15 protein-coding genes are annotated in these 18,854 nt (G+C 33.5%); 9 read left to right on the top strand and 6 right to left on the bottom strand.

The window, feature by feature from the left end:
* Window positions 1–19: 19 nt before the first annotated feature.
* Entirely contained in the window at window positions 20–1,252 is a 1,233-nt protein-coding gene (locus tag ACQY29_RS03515) for an MDR family MFS transporter (RefSeq protein WP_428223866.1), read from the bottom strand.
* A gap of 164 nt (window positions 1,253–1,416) precedes the next feature.
* Here ACQY29_RS03515 and ACQY29_RS03510 point away from each other — a divergent pair, with 164 nt between their 5' ends.
* Entirely contained in the window at window positions 1,417–2,682 is a 1,266-nt protein-coding gene (locus ACQY29_RS03510; protein ID WP_428223865.1) for a hypothetical protein, read from the top strand.
* Window positions 2,683–2,740: 58 nt separating this feature from the next.
* On the top strand, window positions 2,741–4,069 hold the full coding sequence (locus tag ACQY29_RS03505) for an alkaline phosphatase D family protein (protein WP_428223864.1): 1,329 nt from the start codon (window positions 2,741–2,743) through the stop codon (window positions 4,067–4,069).
* Here ACQY29_RS03505 and ACQY29_RS03500 read toward each other — a convergent pair.
* The 3 genes from ACQY29_RS03500 to ACQY29_RS03490 all read right to left on the bottom strand — a co-directional run bounded on the left by ACQY29_RS03500 (window position 4,066) and on the right by ACQY29_RS03490 (window position 5,948).
* The gene (locus ACQY29_RS03500; RefSeq protein WP_428223863.1) at window positions 4,066–4,419 is read right to left on the bottom strand and encodes a hypothetical protein; all 354 of its coding nucleotides are present in this window, start codon (window positions 4,417–4,419) and stop codon (window positions 4,066–4,068) included. The genes ACQY29_RS03505 and ACQY29_RS03500 overlap by 4 nt on opposite strands.
* 6 nt (window positions 4,420–4,425) lie before the next feature.
* The gene (locus ACQY29_RS03495) at window positions 4,426–4,833 is read right to left on the bottom strand and encodes a hypothetical protein (RefSeq protein ID WP_428223862.1); all 408 of its coding nucleotides are present in this window, start codon (window positions 4,831–4,833) and stop codon (window positions 4,426–4,428) included.
* 140 nt (window positions 4,834–4,973) lie between these two features.
* Window positions 4,974–5,948 carry a polyprenyl synthetase family protein gene (locus ACQY29_RS03490; protein ID WP_428223861.1) on the bottom strand — a complete coding sequence of 325 codons (975 nt, stop codon included), beginning with the start codon at window positions 5,946–5,948 and terminating at the stop codon, window positions 4,974–4,976.
* 152 nt (window positions 5,949–6,100) lie between these two features.
* Between ACQY29_RS03490 and ACQY29_RS03485 the strand changes: the two genes are divergently transcribed.
* The 7 genes from ACQY29_RS03485 (at window position 6,101) to ACQY29_RS03455 (ending at window position 16,111) form a co-directional block, all read left to right on the top strand.
* Window positions 6,101–6,697 carry a TetR/AcrR family transcriptional regulator gene (locus tag ACQY29_RS03485; protein WP_428223860.1) on the top strand — a complete coding sequence of 199 codons (597 nt, stop codon included), beginning with the start codon at window positions 6,101–6,103 and terminating at the stop codon, window positions 6,695–6,697.
* Window positions 6,698–8,014 carry a TolC family protein gene (locus ACQY29_RS03480; RefSeq protein ID WP_428223859.1) on the top strand — a complete coding sequence of 439 codons (1,317 nt, stop codon included), beginning with the start codon at window positions 6,698–6,700 and terminating at the stop codon, window positions 8,012–8,014.
* Between the two features lie 42 nt (window positions 8,015–8,056).
* Window positions 8,057–8,425, top strand: a complete 369-nt coding sequence (locus ACQY29_RS03475) for a four helix bundle protein (RefSeq protein ID WP_428223858.1) — start codon at window positions 8,057–8,059, stop codon at window positions 8,423–8,425.
* 53 nt (window positions 8,426–8,478) lie between these two features.
* Window positions 8,479–9,618, top strand: a complete 1,140-nt coding sequence (locus ACQY29_RS03470; protein ID WP_428223857.1) for an efflux RND transporter periplasmic adaptor subunit — start codon at window positions 8,479–8,481, stop codon at window positions 9,616–9,618.
* Window positions 9,619–9,658: 40 nt separating this feature from the next.
* The gene (locus tag ACQY29_RS03465) at window positions 9,659–10,018 is read left to right on the top strand and encodes a four helix bundle protein (RefSeq protein ID WP_428223856.1); all 360 of its coding nucleotides are present in this window, start codon (window positions 9,659–9,661) and stop codon (window positions 10,016–10,018) included.
* 43 nt (window positions 10,019–10,061) lie between these two features.
* Window positions 10,062–13,523, top strand: coding sequence for an efflux RND transporter permease subunit (locus ACQY29_RS03460; RefSeq protein WP_428223855.1), 3,462 nt, complete (start codon window positions 10,062–10,064; stop codon window positions 13,521–13,523).
* A gap of 464 nt (window positions 13,524–13,987) precedes the next feature.
* On the top strand, window positions 13,988–16,111 hold the full coding sequence (locus tag ACQY29_RS03455; RefSeq protein ID WP_428223854.1) for a Tex family protein: 2,124 nt from the start codon (window positions 13,988–13,990) through the stop codon (window positions 16,109–16,111).
* Between the two features lie 36 nt (window positions 16,112–16,147).
* Here the strand turns inward: ACQY29_RS03455 and ACQY29_RS03450 are convergent, their stop codons facing one another.
* Together ACQY29_RS03450 and ACQY29_RS03445 are read right to left on the bottom strand one after the other, a co-directional pair.
* Window positions 16,148–17,614 carry a lipopolysaccharide biosynthesis protein gene (locus ACQY29_RS03450; RefSeq protein ID WP_428223853.1) on the bottom strand — a complete coding sequence of 489 codons (1,467 nt, stop codon included), beginning with the start codon at window positions 17,612–17,614 and terminating at the stop codon, window positions 16,148–16,150.
* Window positions 17,615–17,626: 12 nt separating this feature from the next.
* Window positions 17,627–18,661, bottom strand: a complete 1,035-nt coding sequence (locus tag ACQY29_RS03445; RefSeq protein WP_428223852.1) for a CZB domain-containing protein — start codon at window positions 18,659–18,661, stop codon at window positions 17,627–17,629.
* Window positions 18,662–18,854: the final 193 nt, after the last annotated feature.

Raw genomic sequence — 18,854 nt, 5'->3', positions numbered from 1 at the left:
TGTTTATTTGAGACGACATTTAGTTTGTAGGTATTAAGGGTTTGTTTAGATTTTGATCGAGTTTGAAATATAGGCCTATGCCAATTACGCCAGCAATTCCCATGAAAATCCAGTTGTAGTTGAAACTATAGTTTTGTATAATACTAAAACTTAGTTTAGAACTTAGTACTTGTGCAATGCTGAAACTCATGGAATATATGGCCATATAGCGTCCTTCAAAACCAGCTTGTGCTCTAGAGTAGGCAAAAGTATTTCCGAATGAAAAAATAAATATTTGTCCTAAAGTGATACAAATAATGCTTAAAATAAGCACAATAATCCAATTTGCCATTAGTAGAAGAAAGAAACCTAATGCCATAAATATTGCACCTATTTGAAAAATTTTAGTGTTTTGGAATTTTATTTTTTCTAAATAACCAATTATTGGCATTTCTAGAAAAAAAATCAGCAACCCATTTAAAGAAAGTAAGATGCCTATTTGCATTTCATTGAGATTAAATCTTGAAGCGTTAAATAATGGTAGGGTTGTGAAAAGCTGAAAAAATAGTAGCGCTGTTATAAATGTGCCTAACAAAAATATTAGAAAATTTACATCTTTAAAAAATGGTTGTCTGTGCGGGATGTTTTCTTTTAATGTTTGGATGCGAGTGGTGTATATGTCTACTTTACTTTCATCTATTAAAAATAAAAATAGAATTACAGCCAAGATACAACTCACGCCATCTATCCAAAACAAAGGATCGTATGAGTTGTTAGCTATTAGGATGCCTCCTAATACAGGGCCTGAAACCATACCTAAATTTGTAGCCAGTCTAATTAGTGTTAATGCTCGTGTACGTGTTTGTTGATTGCTAAAACAACCTACTGCTACAAAAACAGCTGGTTTATACATGTCAGCTATTGCGGTGATCACAAATAATCCTACGCTGATTTCAACAAAATCATATAAGAACATAAGTGATATAAAACCAAAACCAACCAGTAATAAACTGGTGAGAATAACCGTGTAAAAACCTATTTTATCAGTTAATTTTCCTCCAATCCAATTCCCTATCAATGATCCTAGACCAATGGCGCTCATCATCCAGCCTACCTCCTTCAAGTCGAAGTAAAAACCTTTGTGCAGATAATTGCTTAAAAAAGGCATAACCATAGCGCCAGCTCGGTTAATATAGGTAACTAAAGTTAGTATCCATATTTCTCGGCTAAATCCTTTAAAATTGCTTAAATATTCTTTAATTTTTTTTAACATAATCTGGGGACATGATTGACAAATCTAAAAAAATATAAATAAGTTATAACTGTTTATGTTTTAATTTAACAAAAAATGAGGTTTTCCCGTAATTGCGCATGTTAAATATTTGATTAACTTTATATAGATTTTTTCAAAAACTTATTAACACAAACCTAATTGCTATGAAACGAGTTTTTATACTGTTTTTTATCATGCTCTATGGGTTAAATTTTTCCCAATCAGAGAGCGGAATATATGGCGACTACAACTGGGTTGCTAATTGGACAAATTTCAAATCGAAAGCTACAGAATACAAATCTCCCACCATTATTCTTGCAGGTGAGATCACTGAAAACCGAACGCTTAAAAGAAATCAGACTTATTTACTTACAGGGAAGGTTTATGTGGTTAATAAGGCAATTTTAGAAATCGAAGCAGGAACCATTATTCGCGGTGATTTTGATTCTAATGCGGCTTTGATCATTACTAAAGGAGCAAAATTGATAGCTAATGGAGAAGAAAATGATCCTATCGTGTTCACCTCAAGTAAAAAAGAAAACGAACGAAAACCAGGCGATTGGGCAGGTATTGTCATTATGGGCGAGGCCCCTTCAAATAAATTTACTGGGACTTTAAATCAGGATTTGAATCCTAAATATAATGCATATGGAGGAAGTACTATTTCAAGTTGTTCAGGTGTGTTAAAGTATGTACGTATAGAGTTTGCGGGTAGTAAAACTAAAAATAATGAAGCGTTAAGCGCCTTAACCTTAGCTGGGGTAGGCAATGCCACAAAGATAGAAAATGTACAAGTTAGTAATAGTAAAGGTGATGCGTATAAATTTTGCGGAGGAAACATAGTAGCTAATAAGTTGATTGCAATTAAAAGTGCGTGTAATGACTTTAATTTTACCGAAGGGGTGCAAGCTAGTTTAGAAAATAGCTTGAGTATACGTTGCCCTTTTGTTTCCGCTCAAGGCGCTCCTAAAGTGTTTGAGATTACTAATTATGAAGATTTTAAAAACTCTGATTTATCAAAACCTGTGACTAAAGTGAAAATTAACTTTTCAACTGCAATCCGTTTAAGCGAGAAAGAAAAGGGGTATTTAGACGCTGTAACTTATATTGATACGCAAAGTATGGCAGAAATTTCGAATTCTGTTTTCTCAGGTTTTGAAAAAGGATGCGTTTTTTCAGATAAAATTGATTTCTCTAAATATAAATTTGGAAATCTAATTTTTAGAAATAATATTTTGAATGCTTGCGACAAAAATTTTGTTACTGATAAATTAGAAAATTTTGATCAAGTAAATGATTTGTATTTGAAAGAATCTAACAATATTAAAATTTTAGCACTAGATCCTGTAGCGTTGTTTTATAGTACTGACTTTAAAAGTGCCCCAGATTTAAGAGTAAAATTACAATCAAATGCATTAGCAGGTAAATAATTAATAGGTAATAAATGTTTCATAAATAAAATCCTACTAATTTTACAGCTAAAAACAGATGAGAAGATACTTATTGTTGTGTTTGGGAATTTCTTTTATTGGATTTTCACAAAAATCAAATTTGCAAGCGGGACCTATGGTAGGCTATTGCGAAATGAAAGAAGCGGTTATTTGGTTGCAAACGCAGAATGCCGCACAAGTAAAAATTGAATATTATATTGCGCAGCACCCTGAAAAAAAATGGTATTCTGATACTTATACTACTGCAAAGGATAATGCTTTTACATGTCATGTAAAATTAGAACAGCTTCAGCAAGGGAATAAGTATAGTTATACTATTTACTTGGATGGTAAGCCTGTGAAATTGCCTTATGAAACGAGTTTCGAATCTAAAAAATTGTGGCAATGGCGTGAAAATGCCCCTGACTTTAGTGTAGCATTTGGTAGTTGTACTTATATTAATCAGCCTGAAGTAGATCGTCCTGGTAAACCGTATGGAAGCGAATACGAGATTTTTACAAGCATCAATGCAAAGAATCCAAACATTATGTTGTGGGGAGGCGATAATGTATATTTAAGAGAAGTTGATTTTGATAGTAAAACTGGTGTTTACCAGCGTTATACTCATAGCAGAGCGGTTAAGGAAATACAGCCTTTACTGGCCAAAACGCAAAATTTTGCCCTTTGGGATGATCATGATTATGGTCCCAATGATGCCGACAGAAGTTTTTATCTAAAAAATATAACACAGCAAGCTTTTAAAGACTTTTGGGCTAATAAAACTTACGGTCGTGATGTGGCTCAAACGCAAGGGGTGTATTCTACTTTTAGTTGGGGAGATGCACAGTTTTTTTTATTGGATGATCGGTTTTTCAAATCGCCTAATGATAGAAAAACAGGTGATCGAACTATTTTAGGAAAAGAACAATTGGAATGGTTGATAGATGCATTAAGTAGTTCTAAAGAAACTTTCAAAATTATTGCTATTGGTGGTCAAGTGTTGAATTCTGCTGAAAGGTTTGAAAATTTCGCTATGTACGCTCAGGAAAGAGACTATTTATTGAATGAAATTGAGAAAAATGACATTAAAGGAGTGTTGTTTTTGAGTGGTGATCGACATTTTTCTGAATTATCAATGTTAAAAAGAGGTAGTAAATATCCGCTATATGATTGGACCGTTTCTCCATTAACATCTGGAGCTTCTAATTCAGCGAAAGATGAGGAAAATAAGCATAGAGTAGAAGGGAGCTTGTTTGTACAACATAATTTTGGAATACTTTCTTTTACTGGAGATAAAGAAAATAGACAATTACAGTTAGCACTTTTTGATAAAGATGGTAAGGAACTTTGGAAGAAAATCTTAAGTAAGAAGGAATTAGGGTATTAATAACGATTCCTAAACCATACTTTTTGCCATTCTCTTTTTAAGATTAAAAAAGAAACCTGCTCGGCGAGTTCAACCAAATCAGAACCGTCGAGCTTTTTTATTTCCGCCTCCGAGACATCTATGATATAAAGGAGATTTAAATATTCGGCAAATTTGTGTTGTATCAACTTATATATCTTTTCATGTAATGCCAACTTTAATGCAATAGGACTTAGCTGTTCAGGAAGTGACAAGGATTCATTAGCTAGAAGGAAATCTTTTTCTAACTGTATCACTAATTGTTGATACAGCGCTTCCTTTTGAGCTTCTGAAAGTAGTAAATCGGTGTTTTGTGGAACTATATATGACATTTTTTTCTAAAATATAAACTCAGAGTTAACAAGTGAATCCTCATTTTCTGCAACCTTATCCAAAAATAAACTAAAATTCACTGTGGTCAGATTTTTAAATGGAATTAATTTGAATTCTTGTTTTTTATACGTGTCGTCAATTACTAATTTCCAAATCCGTTTATCATTTGAAATGTAACTAGTTCTTGTTAATTCCTTTATACTGTTTAATTCATAACTAGCTAATACAGTGCTGTCAGCAATGATATAAAGATTAGAATCATCAAAATAAGCCTTATCTCTAGAATAAACAAATGTCTCGATTGTGTTCGAAGCTATATGCGCCTCTATATCTGTTAATTCCCAAAGATTCAAACCTGTATTTTGCTTAAATTCTTCTTCTTTTTTATTGCGTAGTTCTTCAAAAAAAGTCAATTTTATTCTTAAAAACAAGAATTAAAATCAATAAGAGTAAAATACAAAGAATTACTTGTGTTGCCATTTTTCAATTAAAAAAGGCTCAAGATTTTTAATAAACCTAGAACCCTATTATTTCTTATTACTGAAATATATTGTTATACATTTCGACTCATCAAAGTTTCCCCAAATTTTTGTAAAACTTTTTTCTTGTCGGTTTCAATTTGCATTTGGTCTAATACTCCAAAAGCTTTCAGCGTATAGGATTTAATAGCTTCTTGTGTAGCTGTGCTTGCCCCTGTTTCATTAAAAATTGATTTTACTAATGCAATTTTATCCGTATTTTCAGTAGGCTGAATCGAGAATAAATGTTGTAACTGCTTGCCAACTTCAGGGGTTGCAAATTCTAATGCTTTTAGATACAAATACGTTTTTTTGTTTTCAATAATATCACCTCCCACTTGCTTACCAAAGGTTAATGGGTCACCAAAAGCATCTAAATAATCATCTTGCAACTGGAAAGCGATACCTAAATTTAACCCAAAGTCATAAATCAAATTAGCATTTTCAGGAGTTGTTTCTGCAACTATGGCTCCCATTTTTAAAGCAGCACCCACTAAAACCGCTGTTTTATATTCAATCATTTTCAAATATTCAGGGATAGTTACATCTGTGCGGGTTTCAAAGTCTACGTCATATTGTTGCCCTTCACAAACTTCCAAAGCCGTTTTACTAAATAATTTGGCTAAATCTCTAAAAATATGAGGTTCATAGACTTCAAAATATTGGTACGCTAAAATCAGCATCGCATCGCCCGAAAGAATTCCTGTATTTATATTCCATTTTTCATGCACCGTTTCGTTTCCTCTTCGCAAAGGCGCATTGTCCATTATATCGTCATGTACCAATGAGAAATTATGAAAAACCTCAACCGCCGTAGCCGCTGAAAGTGCTTTAGAAGCATCGCAATTAAAAATTTCAGCTCCCATTAAAGTTAAAACAGGTCGCATTCGCTTCCCTCCTAAAGATAAAATATAACGGATAGGTTCGTATAAATTGAAAGGTTGTTTGTCGATGGAAATACTATTGAAATGTTGGGCAATAATTTCTTGATAGCAGGCGATAGATTGCATTTTGATAATTTTTCCGCTAAAGTACTTCAAAAGTGGTAGATGCGCAAAAATTAATTAAATGTTAAAATTTTGTAAATACCTTGGAAACTTTTTTGGTGTTAAAAGTTTCCAATATATATTTGTATCACTTTTTACTTTATAAGTATTTGAATATGAAAGATAAAATCATAACGAAGGCGACCGAAATGTTTTTAAAAATAGGTTTTAAAAGTGTGACTATGGACGATATCGCTTGTGAAATGTGCATTTCTAAAAAAACGATTTATAAATTTTTTAGCAATAAAGAAAAACTCGTTGAAGAATCGACACATATTATTCATCAAAAAATTCACGAAGTCATTGATGAAATCGTTGCAAAAAACTTTAATGCCATTGAGGAAAATTTTGAAATCCGTCGTCTTTTCAAGGAGATGTTTCAATCCTATGACAATTCGCCCGTATATCAATTAAAAAGACATTATCCTGAAATATATGCCAAATTAATGGAAAGTGAAATTGAGGACTGCAACGAAATGTTTGGGCAAAACATTCGTAAAGGTATTCAAGAAGGTTTATACAGACCTGAAGTGAATATTGAAGCTTACATACAGTTTTATTACACCTTAATTTTTAGTATTAATGAAAACACATTGCTAGAAAGTGAAACCTTACAGCTAGAAAAAGAGGCACTGGAATATCATACACGAGCGCTAGCCACCCCAAAAGGGATTGAAGAATTAGAGAAACAACTACTGAAATACAATAATTAAATGAAGAATTTTTATCAACTCGTCCTTTCCGTAATTTTAATGGGACAAGGGGTAGCACAGGAAAAAAAGGATTCCTTTAGCCTCCCCGATGCCATAAATTATGCTGTTAAAAACAATTATACTGCCGTCAATGCTTCAAGTGATTTAGAAGCCGCACGTCACAAAAAATGGGAAACCACGACCATGGGTTTGCCACAAATTGATGCAAATGTGGGCTATCAAAACAATTTTAAAATAGCAACCAACCTGATAGAAATTGGTGGTCAACAGATGACTTTACAATTTGGTCAATATAATTCGATGGATGCAAAGGTGACTTTAAACCAATTGATTTTTAATGGCTCCTACTTGGTAGGTTTAGAATCGGCTAAAACTTATCTTAAAATCTCTCAAAATGCCAAGGTAAAAACCGAGCAAGAAATTCGTGAAATCACCACCAAAGCTTATGGAGATGTGTTATTGGCAGAAGAAAGCATCACGATTATTGAACGCAATAAAGTCATTTTAGAAAAAACGTTAAACGATACCAAACAAATTCATAAAAACGGTTTTATTGAAGAAGAATCGGTAGAGCGTTTGCAAATTACTTTGGCAGAAATCAATAGTGGTTTAGACTATGCCAAACGAATGAAAGTCATTGCTACCAATATGCTGAAACTCTTAATGGGTATAGAAGTCGATAACACTATTGTGTTAACAGATAAGTTAGATACACTTGCAATGAATCAGATTGATTTAGCCTTGTTGTCTGATACGTTTGATGTAAAAAACACCATCGATTATCAAATCAGTAACAATGTAGTAGAATCAAACCGTTTGCTGTTAAAATTAGAAAAAAGTAAAGCGTTACCGACTTTAGGTGCACAAGTAAATCTTGGGGCCAATACTTTTGATAGTCGTTTTACTATGTTCAATGGCGACCAAAAATGGTATAACTATTCTAATTTAGGAGTAGGATTAAATATTCCCCTTTTTAGTTCTTTTGGTAGAGCGTCCAAAACGCAACAAGCTAAAATTGCTTTTGAACAAGCCAAAACGAGACTCGTAGAAACGGAACAAAAATTAAAACTACAATACCAAAAGGCAAAAAGTGATTTCGAATACAGCGTGGCTCAATACGGAAATGCAAAAAACACCTTGCAACTATCTGAACGTATCGAGAAAAAACAACAAATAAAGTTTAAAGAAGGACTATCAACCAGTTTTGAATTCACCGAAGCGCAACGACAGCTATATACTGCTCAACAAAGTTATTTGCAATCTATGGTGGAAGTAATAACTAAGAGAGCTGCACTTGAGAAAATAATGACTAAATAATTTATAAGGGAATTTGTTTATATGTTTAAAAGTAAGTAGTACATGAAAACATACTCATTTGAAAAATTAAATGTTTGGCAAAAATCGAGAGTATTAGTAGTTAATATTTATAAGATAACTAAAAAATTTCCTAAGGAAGAGACTTTTGGTTTTACAAGTCAATTGAGAAGATGTGCACTTTCAATTTCATCTAATATTGCAGAAGGCACTGGAAGACATACTAATAAAGATAAAGCAAGATTCATCGAAATTGCTTTCGGTTCTTCATTAGAGCTTTTAAATCAGTTGATTTTATCTTATGATTTAGAGTTTATTTCAGAAGAGACCTATATCACCCTAAGAAAGGAGATTGATGAAATAAATATTATGCTGGATGGCTTTTATAAATTTCGATTGAACGAGAAAAAATAAACATATAAACTCATAAGCTTTAAACAATAAACTCAAAAATAAAAATATATAAAATGAAAAAATTAGCATTAATAGCACTGACCACATTAACCTTAGCTTCTTGTGGGAGTAAACAAAACGACACTTCTGTGGATACTTTAATTGAAAGTAAGAATTTAACAGAATTAAAAAATAAAAGAGCAGCATTACAAGCCGACTTGACCAAAATTGATGCGGCTCTAGCTTCTCTAGAAAAGAAAACTGATGAAGCATTAGTTGAAACTTTGGTGGTTAAAGACACCACGTTCAATCATTATGTAGAAATACAAGGAAATGTTGACACACAACAAAATGTGTTAATCCAACCTGAAATGCCTGGCGCCTTGGTTGCCTTAAATGTTAAAGCGGGACAGTCGGTTTCAAAAGGTCAAATTTTAGGACGTGTGGACGATGCCGGTATGAGTCAGCAATTAGCCAGTATACAAACACAATATGAGTTGGCTAAAACCACTTTTGAACGCCAAAAACGTTTGTGGGAGCAAAAAATTGGTTCAGAAATACAGTATTTACAAGCACAAACTCAAATGGTAAGTTTGTCAAAATCCATCAACCAAATGAAAGCCCAAATCGCTAAAACCATCATCCGTGCACCTTTTAGTGGGGTTATCGATGAAGTTTTTGTAGAAAGAGGACAAGTGGTTGCCGCAAACCCACAAGGCTTGATGCGTATAGTAAATTTAAGCCAAATGTTTGTGAGCACTGATGTCCCTGAAATGTATGTGGGTAAAGTAAAAGTAGGTTCCATTGTTGAAGCCGATATTACTTCTATTGGAAAAAATTATAGAGGTAAAGTTCGTCAGGTGGCTAAAACCATTAACCCAGCCAACAGAAGTTTTGGCATAGAGGTAAGTATTCCTAACCCTGAAAACTTATTACGTCCGAATCAAGTAGCGAAATTGAAAATTGTGGATTATACAAACAACTCGGTTATTGCTATACCTACTAACGTGATTCAACAAGACGCTAAAGGAAACAAATATGTATATGTAGTAACTAATGCGAATGGAACTACAGGAATAGCTAAAAAAATAACCATCACTATTGGACAAAATGCTAACAATTTTACAGAAATTTTATCAGGCTTAACTACAGGCGACCGCATCGTTTCGGAAGGTGCTAACACCGTTTCGGAAGGGATGAAGTTATCGTTTTAAGTTTAGATGGTTAAAAGATTAGTCGTTTAAAAGCAAAAATATGAGAACATACTCCTTCGAAAAATTAATTGTTTGGCAGAAAGCAATCGCATTTACTGTAGCAATTTCGAAGCTTACCAAGCAATTTCCAAAAGAAGAGATGTTTGGACTTTCAAGCCAAATTAGAAGAAGTAGTAGGTCGATTAGTACAAACATTGCGGAAGGCTCAGGAAAACATTCTTTAAAAGAGAAATCTAGATTTACTGAATATTCATATAGTTCTTCATTAGAAACGATTAATCACTTGATTGAAGCTTACCAATTAGAATACATTACAAATGAACAATATGTATCATTTAGAGAACGATTAGATGAAATTAATGCCATGTTAGATGCTTTATACAAATCACAAACTAAGTGATTCTTATAAACTACTAAACATTTAAACATATAAACTTTAACAAATGTCACACAATCAAAAAGAATTCGGTATTTCAAGTTGGGCGGTCGATAACCGCGTAACGGTTTATATATTGACATTTATCGTGGTGATTACAGGGATTTACGCCTATGTAACCATGCCACGTGAGGATTTCCCAGAAATCATCGAAAACAAAATTTACATTTCTTCCATTTTCCCTGGAAATTCAGCGGAAGATGTTGAAAAGCTGGTTACAAAACCCCTCGAGGACAACATTAAAAACATCAGTGGGGTGAATAAAGTAACGTCGAGTTCGTTTCAAGATTACGGTATGATAGTTGCCGAATTTGACGATGACGTAACTGTAGACCAAGCAAAAATTTTAATCAAAGACAAAGTAGATGTGTCTAAAGCAGAAACTGATTGGCCAACGCTAGACAACGGGAGTAAGGTTGAGCCAAATGTATTTAGCATAAACATCGCGGAAGAAGTCCCTATTTTAAACATCAATTTAAAAGGAAACTATACTGCCCAACAATTGAAAAAATACGGCGAGTATTTAGAAGATGAAATCGAAGATATTTCGGAAGTAAAAGCTGTAGATATTTTAGGGGTAGATGACAAAGAAGTTGAAATTGCGGTGGATGTTTATAAGATGAATGCGGCACAAGTTAGCTTTGACGATATCGCTAATGCCGTTCGTTACGAAAACATGACTTTATCCGGTGGAAACCTGGTATCTCAGGGTGCTCGTAACAATATCCGAATCATTGGAGAAATTGCTACGCCAGCAGATTTAGAAAATATCATTGTAAAATCTTTTGGAGGTTCGGTGTATTTGAAAGACATCGCAACGATTAGTTTCAAAGAAAAAGAACGCACCACGTTTGCTCGCGAGAAAAACCAAGAGGTAGTGATGCTAAACGTAAAAAAACGTTCAGGTCAAAACATGATTTCGGCTATTGACCAAGTAAAAGAAGTAGTCAAAAAAGCACAAGAAACCGTATTGCCTAAAAATTTAGAAGTTACCTTAACCAACGACCAATCGTCACGTGTAGAACATCAAGTAGACGAACTTTCTAATCACATTATTTTTGGGGTTGTGTTAGTAATGATTGTATTAATGTTTACTATGGGATTACGAAACTCCTTATTTGTAGGAGCTGCCATTCCGCTGTCTATTTTTATTGCTTTTACCTTATTACAAGCCATTGGGGTAACCATGAACACCATGGTATTATTCGGATTGGTAATGGGATTAGGAATGTTAGTGGATGACGGTATTGTGGTAGTGGATAATGTTTTTGCTAATATGCAAAAAGGAATGACGCGTATGCAAGCCTCTAAAATAGGGATTGGCGAAATAGCATGGCCTGTAATTTCTTCTACAGCAACCACTTTAATGGCGTTTTTGCCTTTTGCCTTATGGCCAGGAACCATGGGTAAATTCATGATGTATTTCCCTTTGACCTTATCAGTAACCTTGGGAGCATCCTTATTTGTGGCGATGGTAGTAAATGCAGCTATGACGGGTGGTTCTATGGATATTGTCGATAGAAATATTAATCCAAAAGTTTTAAAAAGAAATACTATTATCTTCTTAGCAGTAGGAATTGTGTTTGTAATTCTAGGAAATGTTAGTGACTCTAAATTGGCTCGAGCTATTGGGCATTTAGCATTAATTTCTGTAGGATTAATGTGGTTGTATTATAAAAAATTATACCAATGGACCCAGGACTTCCAACATAGCTTTTTCCCTCGTATGGAAGATAAATACAAAGCTTTATTGGCTCGTATTTTAACGGGTAGAAAAGCTTGGAAAGCATTTGGAATCATAGTGGGCTTATTGTTTTTATCATTTTTACTAGTAATTATTTTCCCAACGAAATCATTATTCTTCCCTGAAAACATCCCTAATCAGGTAATTGCATATATCGAATATCCGCAGGGAACTGACATTTCAAAAACGAATAAGGCAACCAATTTTGTTGAAAAGCAAATCATCAATGTATTGAGTAAATACGTCGATTCCTCTACCGATAAAAACTTTTTGGCAGAATCTATTGTAGCGCAAGTAGGTGTTGGTGCCACTAATCCACAAGTCGATTTGGGTTCGCAATCAGAAACGCCACACAAAGGAAAAGTAACGGTGAGCTTCGCCGAATTCAAATTCCGTCGTGGGATCAATACGGCTGATGTAATGGAAGAAGTACGTGCAAAAATTGCTGCCATCCCTGGAGCATCAGTAACCGTAGAAAAAGATGCGGCAGGTCCTCCAGCAGGCTATCCAATTAGTGTTGAGTTGACAGGTACAGATTACGAGTTAATGCTCAAAGAAGCCGACAAAATGATTGATTTTTTAAATGCCAAAAATATTCCGGGTATCGAAAAATTGAAAGTTGACATCAATAAAGAAAGTCCAGAACTATCGGTTCGCATTGATAGAGCTAATGCAGGTAGTTTAGGTGCTTCCACGGGAATGACAGGATTTACCTTACGTCGTGCGGTGTATGGACAAGAAATTTCAACGTATAAAGAAGGAGACAATGATTATAACATCGTAATGCGTTTACAGGAAGACCAACGTAAAAACGAAAGTGTATTGTTCAACCAACCCTTAACCTATCGTAACCCGAATAATGGACAGATTATGCAAGTGCCTATTTCGGCGGTGGCAAATGCAGAAAAAACCACTACCTATAATCAGGTGAAGCGTAAAAACTACAAGCGCGTCATGACCGTATATTCTAATACGTTGACGGGGTATAACGACAATGAAATTGTTGAAAATATCAAAAATGAATTGAAAGATTATAAGCTTGCTGGTGATATTACCTTCTCTTTTTCTGGGGAACAAGAACAACAGAGTAAAGAAATGGGCTTCTTGATGTTTGCTTTATTTTTAGCTCTTGCTGGTATTACCACTATTATTGTATTACAATTCAATTCCATCTCAAAAACATTGGTAATTATGTTTACCGTATTCCTAAGTTTGAGTGGCGTGTTTTATGGTTATACTATAGCCCGAATGGATTTTGTAGGTTTAATGACCATGATGGGAATCATATCCTTGGCAGGGGTAGTAGTGAAAAACGGAATTGTATTAATGGACTTCTTTGTTTTATTGATGGACAAAAAAGTAGCTGATAAAGGCGTTGCCAGTCACGACGACTTAACTTTAGAAGAAATAAAAGAAGTCATCATCGAATCAGGTAAATCCCGTTTGCGTCCCGTATTACTAACCGCATTAACGGCGGTACTAGGATTAATTCCATTAGCCATCGGGTTAAACTTTGACTTCTTTGGTTTAGTAACTGATTTTAATCCACACCTATACATGGGAGGGGATAACGTAATTTTCTGGGGACCACTTGCCTGGACTATTATTTTCGGATTGACCTATGCTACGGTATTGACTTTAGTAATGGTACCCGTAATGTTCTACTTGGTCAAACGAATTAAATATTGGTTACGAGATAGAAAAAGTGTTAAAACAATCGCTTAATTTTAATTCGAAAATTATTTTAACCCTAATAGCTTGAATGCTGTTAGGGTTTTTTAGTGATTATAAGATTTCAGATGAAGTTCTTGTTGTTTGATGTATATTTTTCTGTAGGAGGGTATAATATACATTGATGTGTGTTTAAATTGTAACATTCTAAAGTCTTATGAAAAACATTATTTGTTATCCAAGATCATAATCTTGAGGATTGTCCCCTTGGGATATAGGAGGTCAAAGAATTGCTCTTTTTAAAAGGAAAATTCAAAGTTAAAATAGTACTCATTGTTTTTAGAACAATCAATTACCAATTGTAGAACCATTGCTCCAATTAGAATTTTTCTCATAAAATGGTTGTTTAAGTTTTGCAAGAGTTAGTCTTTGTAGGTATATGAAAGGTTAATATTTCAAGATTTGATGTTACTTTTTTTGTTAAACATAGTATTTTAGCATTCTTATTTTTTTACAAAATGACAAACATTGATTTTATATTAAAAGGAGTTCAAACAGCTCCAAAAAATATTGAAAATACCCTTGAATTATTAGCTCAAGATTGTACCATTCCTTTCATTGCACGCTATCGCAAGGACAAAACGGGAAATTTAGACGAGGTGGTAATCGAACAAATTGCAAAATTGAACAAGCAATTTGATGAAATCGTAAAGCGCAAAGAAAGTATTCTTAAATCTATCGAAGAGCAAAATGCCTTAACGCCCGAACTAAAAGCTAAAATAGAAACTAGTTACGACCTTCAAGAAATAGAAGATTTTTATTTGCCTTATAAAAAGCGTAAGAAGACCAAAGCTGATACCGCTCGTGAAAACGGCTTAGAGCCCTTAGCAAAAATCATTATGTCGCAACGCAATGACGATATTGATTTTTTAGCAACAAAATATCTTAATGAAAAAGTAGCCAACGAAGAAGAAGCTTTGCAAGGTGCTCGTGATATTATTGCCGAATGGATTAACGAAAATATTTTTATACGTAAAAACTTACGTCGCATGTACCAGCGTAAAGCTGAAGTTACCACCAAAGTTGTTAAAACTAAAAAAGACGAACCCGATGCTCAAAAATACAGTCAGTATTTTGATTGGGCAGAGTCCATTAGCAAAGCTCCGTCGCACCGATTGTTAGCTATGCTACGTGCAGAAGCAGAAGGTTTTGTAAAATTAAATGTGGCTATTGAAAAAGAAGAAGCTATAAATTATATTGGAGAAACAATCATTAAAGGGAATAATGATACTACGCAACATATCGAATTAGCTATTAAAGATTCGTACAAGCGATTATTAGAACCTGCTATTTCTAATGAAACTTTACAAGAAGCAAAAGAAAAAGCGGATATCAAAGCTATTGATGTTTTTGCGGGTAATTTAAGTCAGTTATTGTTGGCGCCACCATTAGGAGAAAAGCGAATTTTAGCCATCGACCCTGGATTTAGAACGGGTTGTAAAGTAGTTTGTTTGGACGAAAAAGGGGATTTGTTATATAACGAAACCATTTTTCCACATGCCCCGCAAAACGACACGACTATGGCGATGAAAAAAATAAAATCCATGGTCAATGCTTATAATATTGAAGCCATTTCTATAGGTAACGGAACCGCTAGTCGTGAAACTGAATTTTTCATCAAAAAAATAGCTTTCGACAAGCCAGTACAAGTATTTGTAGTTTCAGAGGCAGGTGCTTCGGTCTATTCAGCATCTAAAATTGCTAGAGATGAATTTCCTAACTATGATGTTACCGTTCGTGGAGCCGTTTCTATTGGACGTCGTTTATCAGACCCATTAGCCGAATTGGTTAAAATTGACCCGAAATCGATAGGTGTAGGGCAGTACCAACACGATGTGGATCAAACTAAATTAAAAGAGGAATTAGACACTACGGTCGTGCGTTGCGTAAACTCAGTAGGGATTAATATCAACACGGCGAGTAAATCCTTGTTGAGTTATGTATCTGGAATTGGTGAAAAAATGGCCGAAAATATAGTCAATTACCGTTCAGAAAATGGTGCTTTTGAAGAACGAAGCCAACTGAAGAAAGTTCCGCGTTTAGGAGACAAAGCGTTCCAGCAAGCCGCGGCTTTTATCCGAATAAAAGACGGAAAAAATCCATTAGATAATTCGGCGGTACACCCAGAATCGTACAAAATGGTCGAAAAAATGGCTAAAGATTTAGGGGTGAAAGTCAATGAATTAATTGGAAACAAAGAAAAAATAGACAAGATAGAACCTGAAAATTACACTACACCCGAAGTGGGAATTTTAGGAATTAAAGACATTTTAAAAGAATTAGTAAAACCAGGACTTGACCCACGCAAAGCGGCTAAAGTTTTTGAATTTGACCCGAATGTAAAAACTATTGCCGATGTTCGTAGTGGCATGATTCTGCCAGGGATTGTAAATAACATCACGGCTTTTGGTTGTTTTGTAGATGTAGGTATCAAGGAAAGCGGATTGGTACATATTTCCCAATTGAAAGAAGGTTATGTAAGCGATGTGAATGAAGTGGTAAAATTACATCAACATGTTCAGGTAAAAGTCGTTGAGGTGGATGAAGCTAGGAAACGTATTCAGCTAACAATGATACTATAATGCAAAAGAGGCTGTCTAAAAATGACAGCCTCTTTTTTATGATTTTATTTCTTTTCTTTTTAATCTTTTATGCCTAAAAAATCTATAGGAAGCTAAATTTAAAGTTAGATACATAACCAATTCAATCACAGTAACTAATGGGGTTTGTTTCTCGCAAGGTATGTTTAGAATAATAGCAAATAGTATTCCATTCAGACCAATCATCCTTAAATAACTTATGCTAAAAGGCACAATACCATATTTTTTATTTACATAATAAGTTTTAAAGATATTATATAAAACTATAGAAGTAGTAGAACTTATGGCAACCCCTAATAAACCTAATTGAGTGTATTTTAAGAAATAGATTACCATACTTAAATTCAGTACAAGTAATAAGGCAACAATCAACAGATTGAATTTAAAATATTTTGAATACGCTATAATTTCACTGTTAAAACCCGTAGCTACATTACTAAAAGCTCCTAAACATAATATCCATATGATAGTTGTAAGATTAGTGTAATTATTTAAAGGGTCTAATGTTTGTTTTATATAGGGGAGGGTTATCAAAATCAAACCTATAAAAACCAACGCGTAAAAGGATGCTCTATAAGTTGAACTCTTATAAAGTCTACTCAATAATTTAATTTTTTTACGAACAATAAGTTTAGAAATAGCAACACCATAAATAGCATTAATACCTGCTGCATGCATGAATATTATGGACGTTAAAGTAGCTAGAATAGCGTATAAGCCATTTTCACTCATCGACAAGTAATTAGGTATGATAATACTATCAATTTTATTAATTAATAATAAAGCAAATGACCCTAAAAAACTAAAGAAACAATATTCAAAAAATTCTTTAACACTGACTTTTTCAAATAAAAAGTAGTATTTCAATGAAAAGTTAGTACTTCTATCTTTGGTTACATAGAAATGCATTAGCAAGGTCAACACGGCATAGCAAACAACATAAAGAAAGAATAACTCGTTATTAGGTACAATCTTTATGTAATTCAAATAAAATAAAGTGGGTAAAAATAATCTTGGAATTATTTTCTCCAATAAAACTAAAAAACTCACTTTATTATATACGATAGATACACTTTTTGTTAAATCTATTAAGGCTAAAACCAATCCAAGGATTAAACCAAAACGATAATAAACTATATTATCAAAAGGATTGATATTATGGATAAAAAATAACCCTAAAAAAAATACTAAAAAGATGCCAATAGAAATAAGCAAAGAAGTTCCATGTAACTTAGGAACATGGAACTTCTCAAAATAAGGTGTGAATTTTACTAACCCCTGAGCTAGTCCAAAAAGGAAAAAAGGGAAAACAAAATAACCAATAGTCTCTATATATTTAATTTCTCCTAAAATACTAAGACATTTCGGGAATAATAAAAAGCCAGCTAGTATATTCAGAAGCAAACCTATATAATTTGCAGTAGAATACCAGTACAATTTTGCTTTTCGATTATCGTTAAGGATTTTTGGGGCTAAAAAACGCATAACTTACTTTTTTTATAAATTGATGTTGAATAATTTACCAAACCAACTTCTTTTCTCAGCACTTTTAATAGAGTCTCTACCAGTCATGATCAGATTCTGAACATATTCATCCATAGTACGGTTGCGCTCTTCTAAGAAATTGTTCAAGAATAATAGACCACTTGATTCTCCTTTTTTAGCTTCAATCAATTTCACCTCTTCATATAGTGGGATAATAAATTTAGCTAATATGGCATTATTAACTCCTGATAATTTTAAAGTCAAATCAGTAGTTACACCATTAGTGACTGTAGGGATAAAGTCAGCAATAGCCCAAATAAATTTTCCGTTATAAGTTACGAATTTTAAAATTTTAGTAGTTTTTTCAGTTTTTGAATTTAAATCTAAAATTATTTTTTCAATTGATTTCGGCACATCAGGATGTAAAATAGAATTTAAATTTTTGCCGATTAAATCCTTATTTTCAAAACCAAATACTTGAGTGAAAAATGCATTTACATATTCAATCTCATTATTAGGTTGAATCTTAACAACTAAAACATTGCTTTTATCCCACGGAGCCGCATCGTCTATAAGTTTTACAGGAATCTCTCTCTCAGCAACCTCTTCAATTCCTATGTTTAATTTGGTTTCTGCTTCATTAAGTAACGCAACAATCTCTTGTGATGTAGTTGAAAGATCGATAAACAATTCCTCTGCTATAGCGCGGTTACCTTGGTTGTTTTCAATATAGATTTCTTTAGCTAATTTGTGAAGTTTAACGTGTTTAACGTCAAATTTTTGAATTTCATCTAAATGACCAAATTCATCACGGCCCTCTGATTCAAACCATTTTCCTAAACGACACTGTAAGTGTGATACGATTTCATTTTCTTGTAATTCAATCTTACCATCTAATAAATGTCTCATTCTATGCATCCAGGCCAAGTGATCCAGGCGTGCTTGTTCGAAGCTAATTTTCATTCCCATATCAATATCAAGTAAATTATTTGTTTTTTCAATGCAAAAATAAGTTAATTCTATCGATACTAAAACAATAACAACCATAATTGTTATATTTCGCAAACTCATCTAAAGGAATACAGCTTTGCGGTACTATTTTAACACTTTGTTTAAAATAATAGCTGTTTTAGTTTTTTTTAGTTTGTTTTTGAAAAAAAATAGTACAATAGGACTTTATTTTTTAACCTGATTTTTCTGTAGAAATATTTCTACAGGCCCAAAAAATACTTTATCAAAT

Source organism: Flavobacterium sp., from assembly GCF_965262375.1.
GTDB lineage: Bacteria > Bacteroidota > Bacteroidia > Flavobacteriales > Flavobacteriaceae > Flavobacterium.
The sequence above is the reverse complement of the archived record's forward strand: the minus strand, read 5'-3'. Positions and strand labels throughout refer to the sequence as shown.

Excerpts from the sequence above, each read along its gene's own strand:
- ACQY29_RS03445 (WP_428223852.1), bottom strand. The coding sequence starts at position 18,661 with ATGGTTGTTATTGTTTTAGTATCGATAGAATTAACTTATTTTTGCATT.
- ACQY29_RS03490 (WP_428223861.1), bottom strand. The coding sequence starts at position 5,948 with ATGCAATCTATCGCCTGCTATCAAGAAATTATTGCCCAACATTTCAAT.
- ACQY29_RS03470 (WP_428223857.1), top strand. The coding sequence starts at position 8,479 with ATGAAAAAATTAGCATTAATAGCACTGACCACATTAACCTTAGCTTCT.
- ACQY29_RS03455 (WP_428223854.1), top strand. The coding sequence starts at position 13,988 with ATGACAAACATTGATTTTATATTAAAAGGAGTTCAAACAGCTCCAAAA.
- ACQY29_RS03515 (WP_428223866.1), bottom strand. The coding sequence starts at position 1,252 with ATGTTAAAAAAAATTAAAGAATATTTAAGCAATTTTAAAGGATTTAGC.
- ACQY29_RS03485 (WP_428223860.1), top strand. The coding sequence starts at position 6,101 with ATGAAAGATAAAATCATAACGAAGGCGACCGAAATGTTTTTAAAAATA.
- ACQY29_RS03500 (WP_428223863.1), bottom strand. The coding sequence starts at position 4,419 with ATGTCATATATAGTTCCACAAAACACCGATTTACTACTTTCAGAAGCT.
- ACQY29_RS03480 (WP_428223859.1), top strand. The coding sequence starts at position 6,698 with ATGAAGAATTTTTATCAACTCGTCCTTTCCGTAATTTTAATGGGACAA.
- ACQY29_RS03450 (WP_428223853.1), bottom strand. The coding sequence starts at position 17,614 with ATGCGTTTTTTAGCCCCAAAAATCCTTAACGATAATCGAAAAGCAAAA.
- ACQY29_RS03475 (WP_428223858.1), top strand. The coding sequence starts at position 8,057 with ATGAAAACATACTCATTTGAAAAATTAAATGTTTGGCAAAAATCGAGA.
- ACQY29_RS03460 (WP_428223855.1), top strand. The coding sequence starts at position 10,062 with ATGTCACACAATCAAAAAGAATTCGGTATTTCAAGTTGGGCGGTCGAT.
- ACQY29_RS03465 (WP_428223856.1), top strand. The coding sequence starts at position 9,659 with ATGAGAACATACTCCTTCGAAAAATTAATTGTTTGGCAGAAAGCAATC.
- ACQY29_RS03505 (WP_428223864.1), top strand. The coding sequence starts at position 2,741 with ATGAGAAGATACTTATTGTTGTGTTTGGGAATTTCTTTTATTGGATTT.
- ACQY29_RS03510 (WP_428223865.1), top strand. The coding sequence starts at position 1,417 with ATGAAACGAGTTTTTATACTGTTTTTTATCATGCTCTATGGGTTAAAT.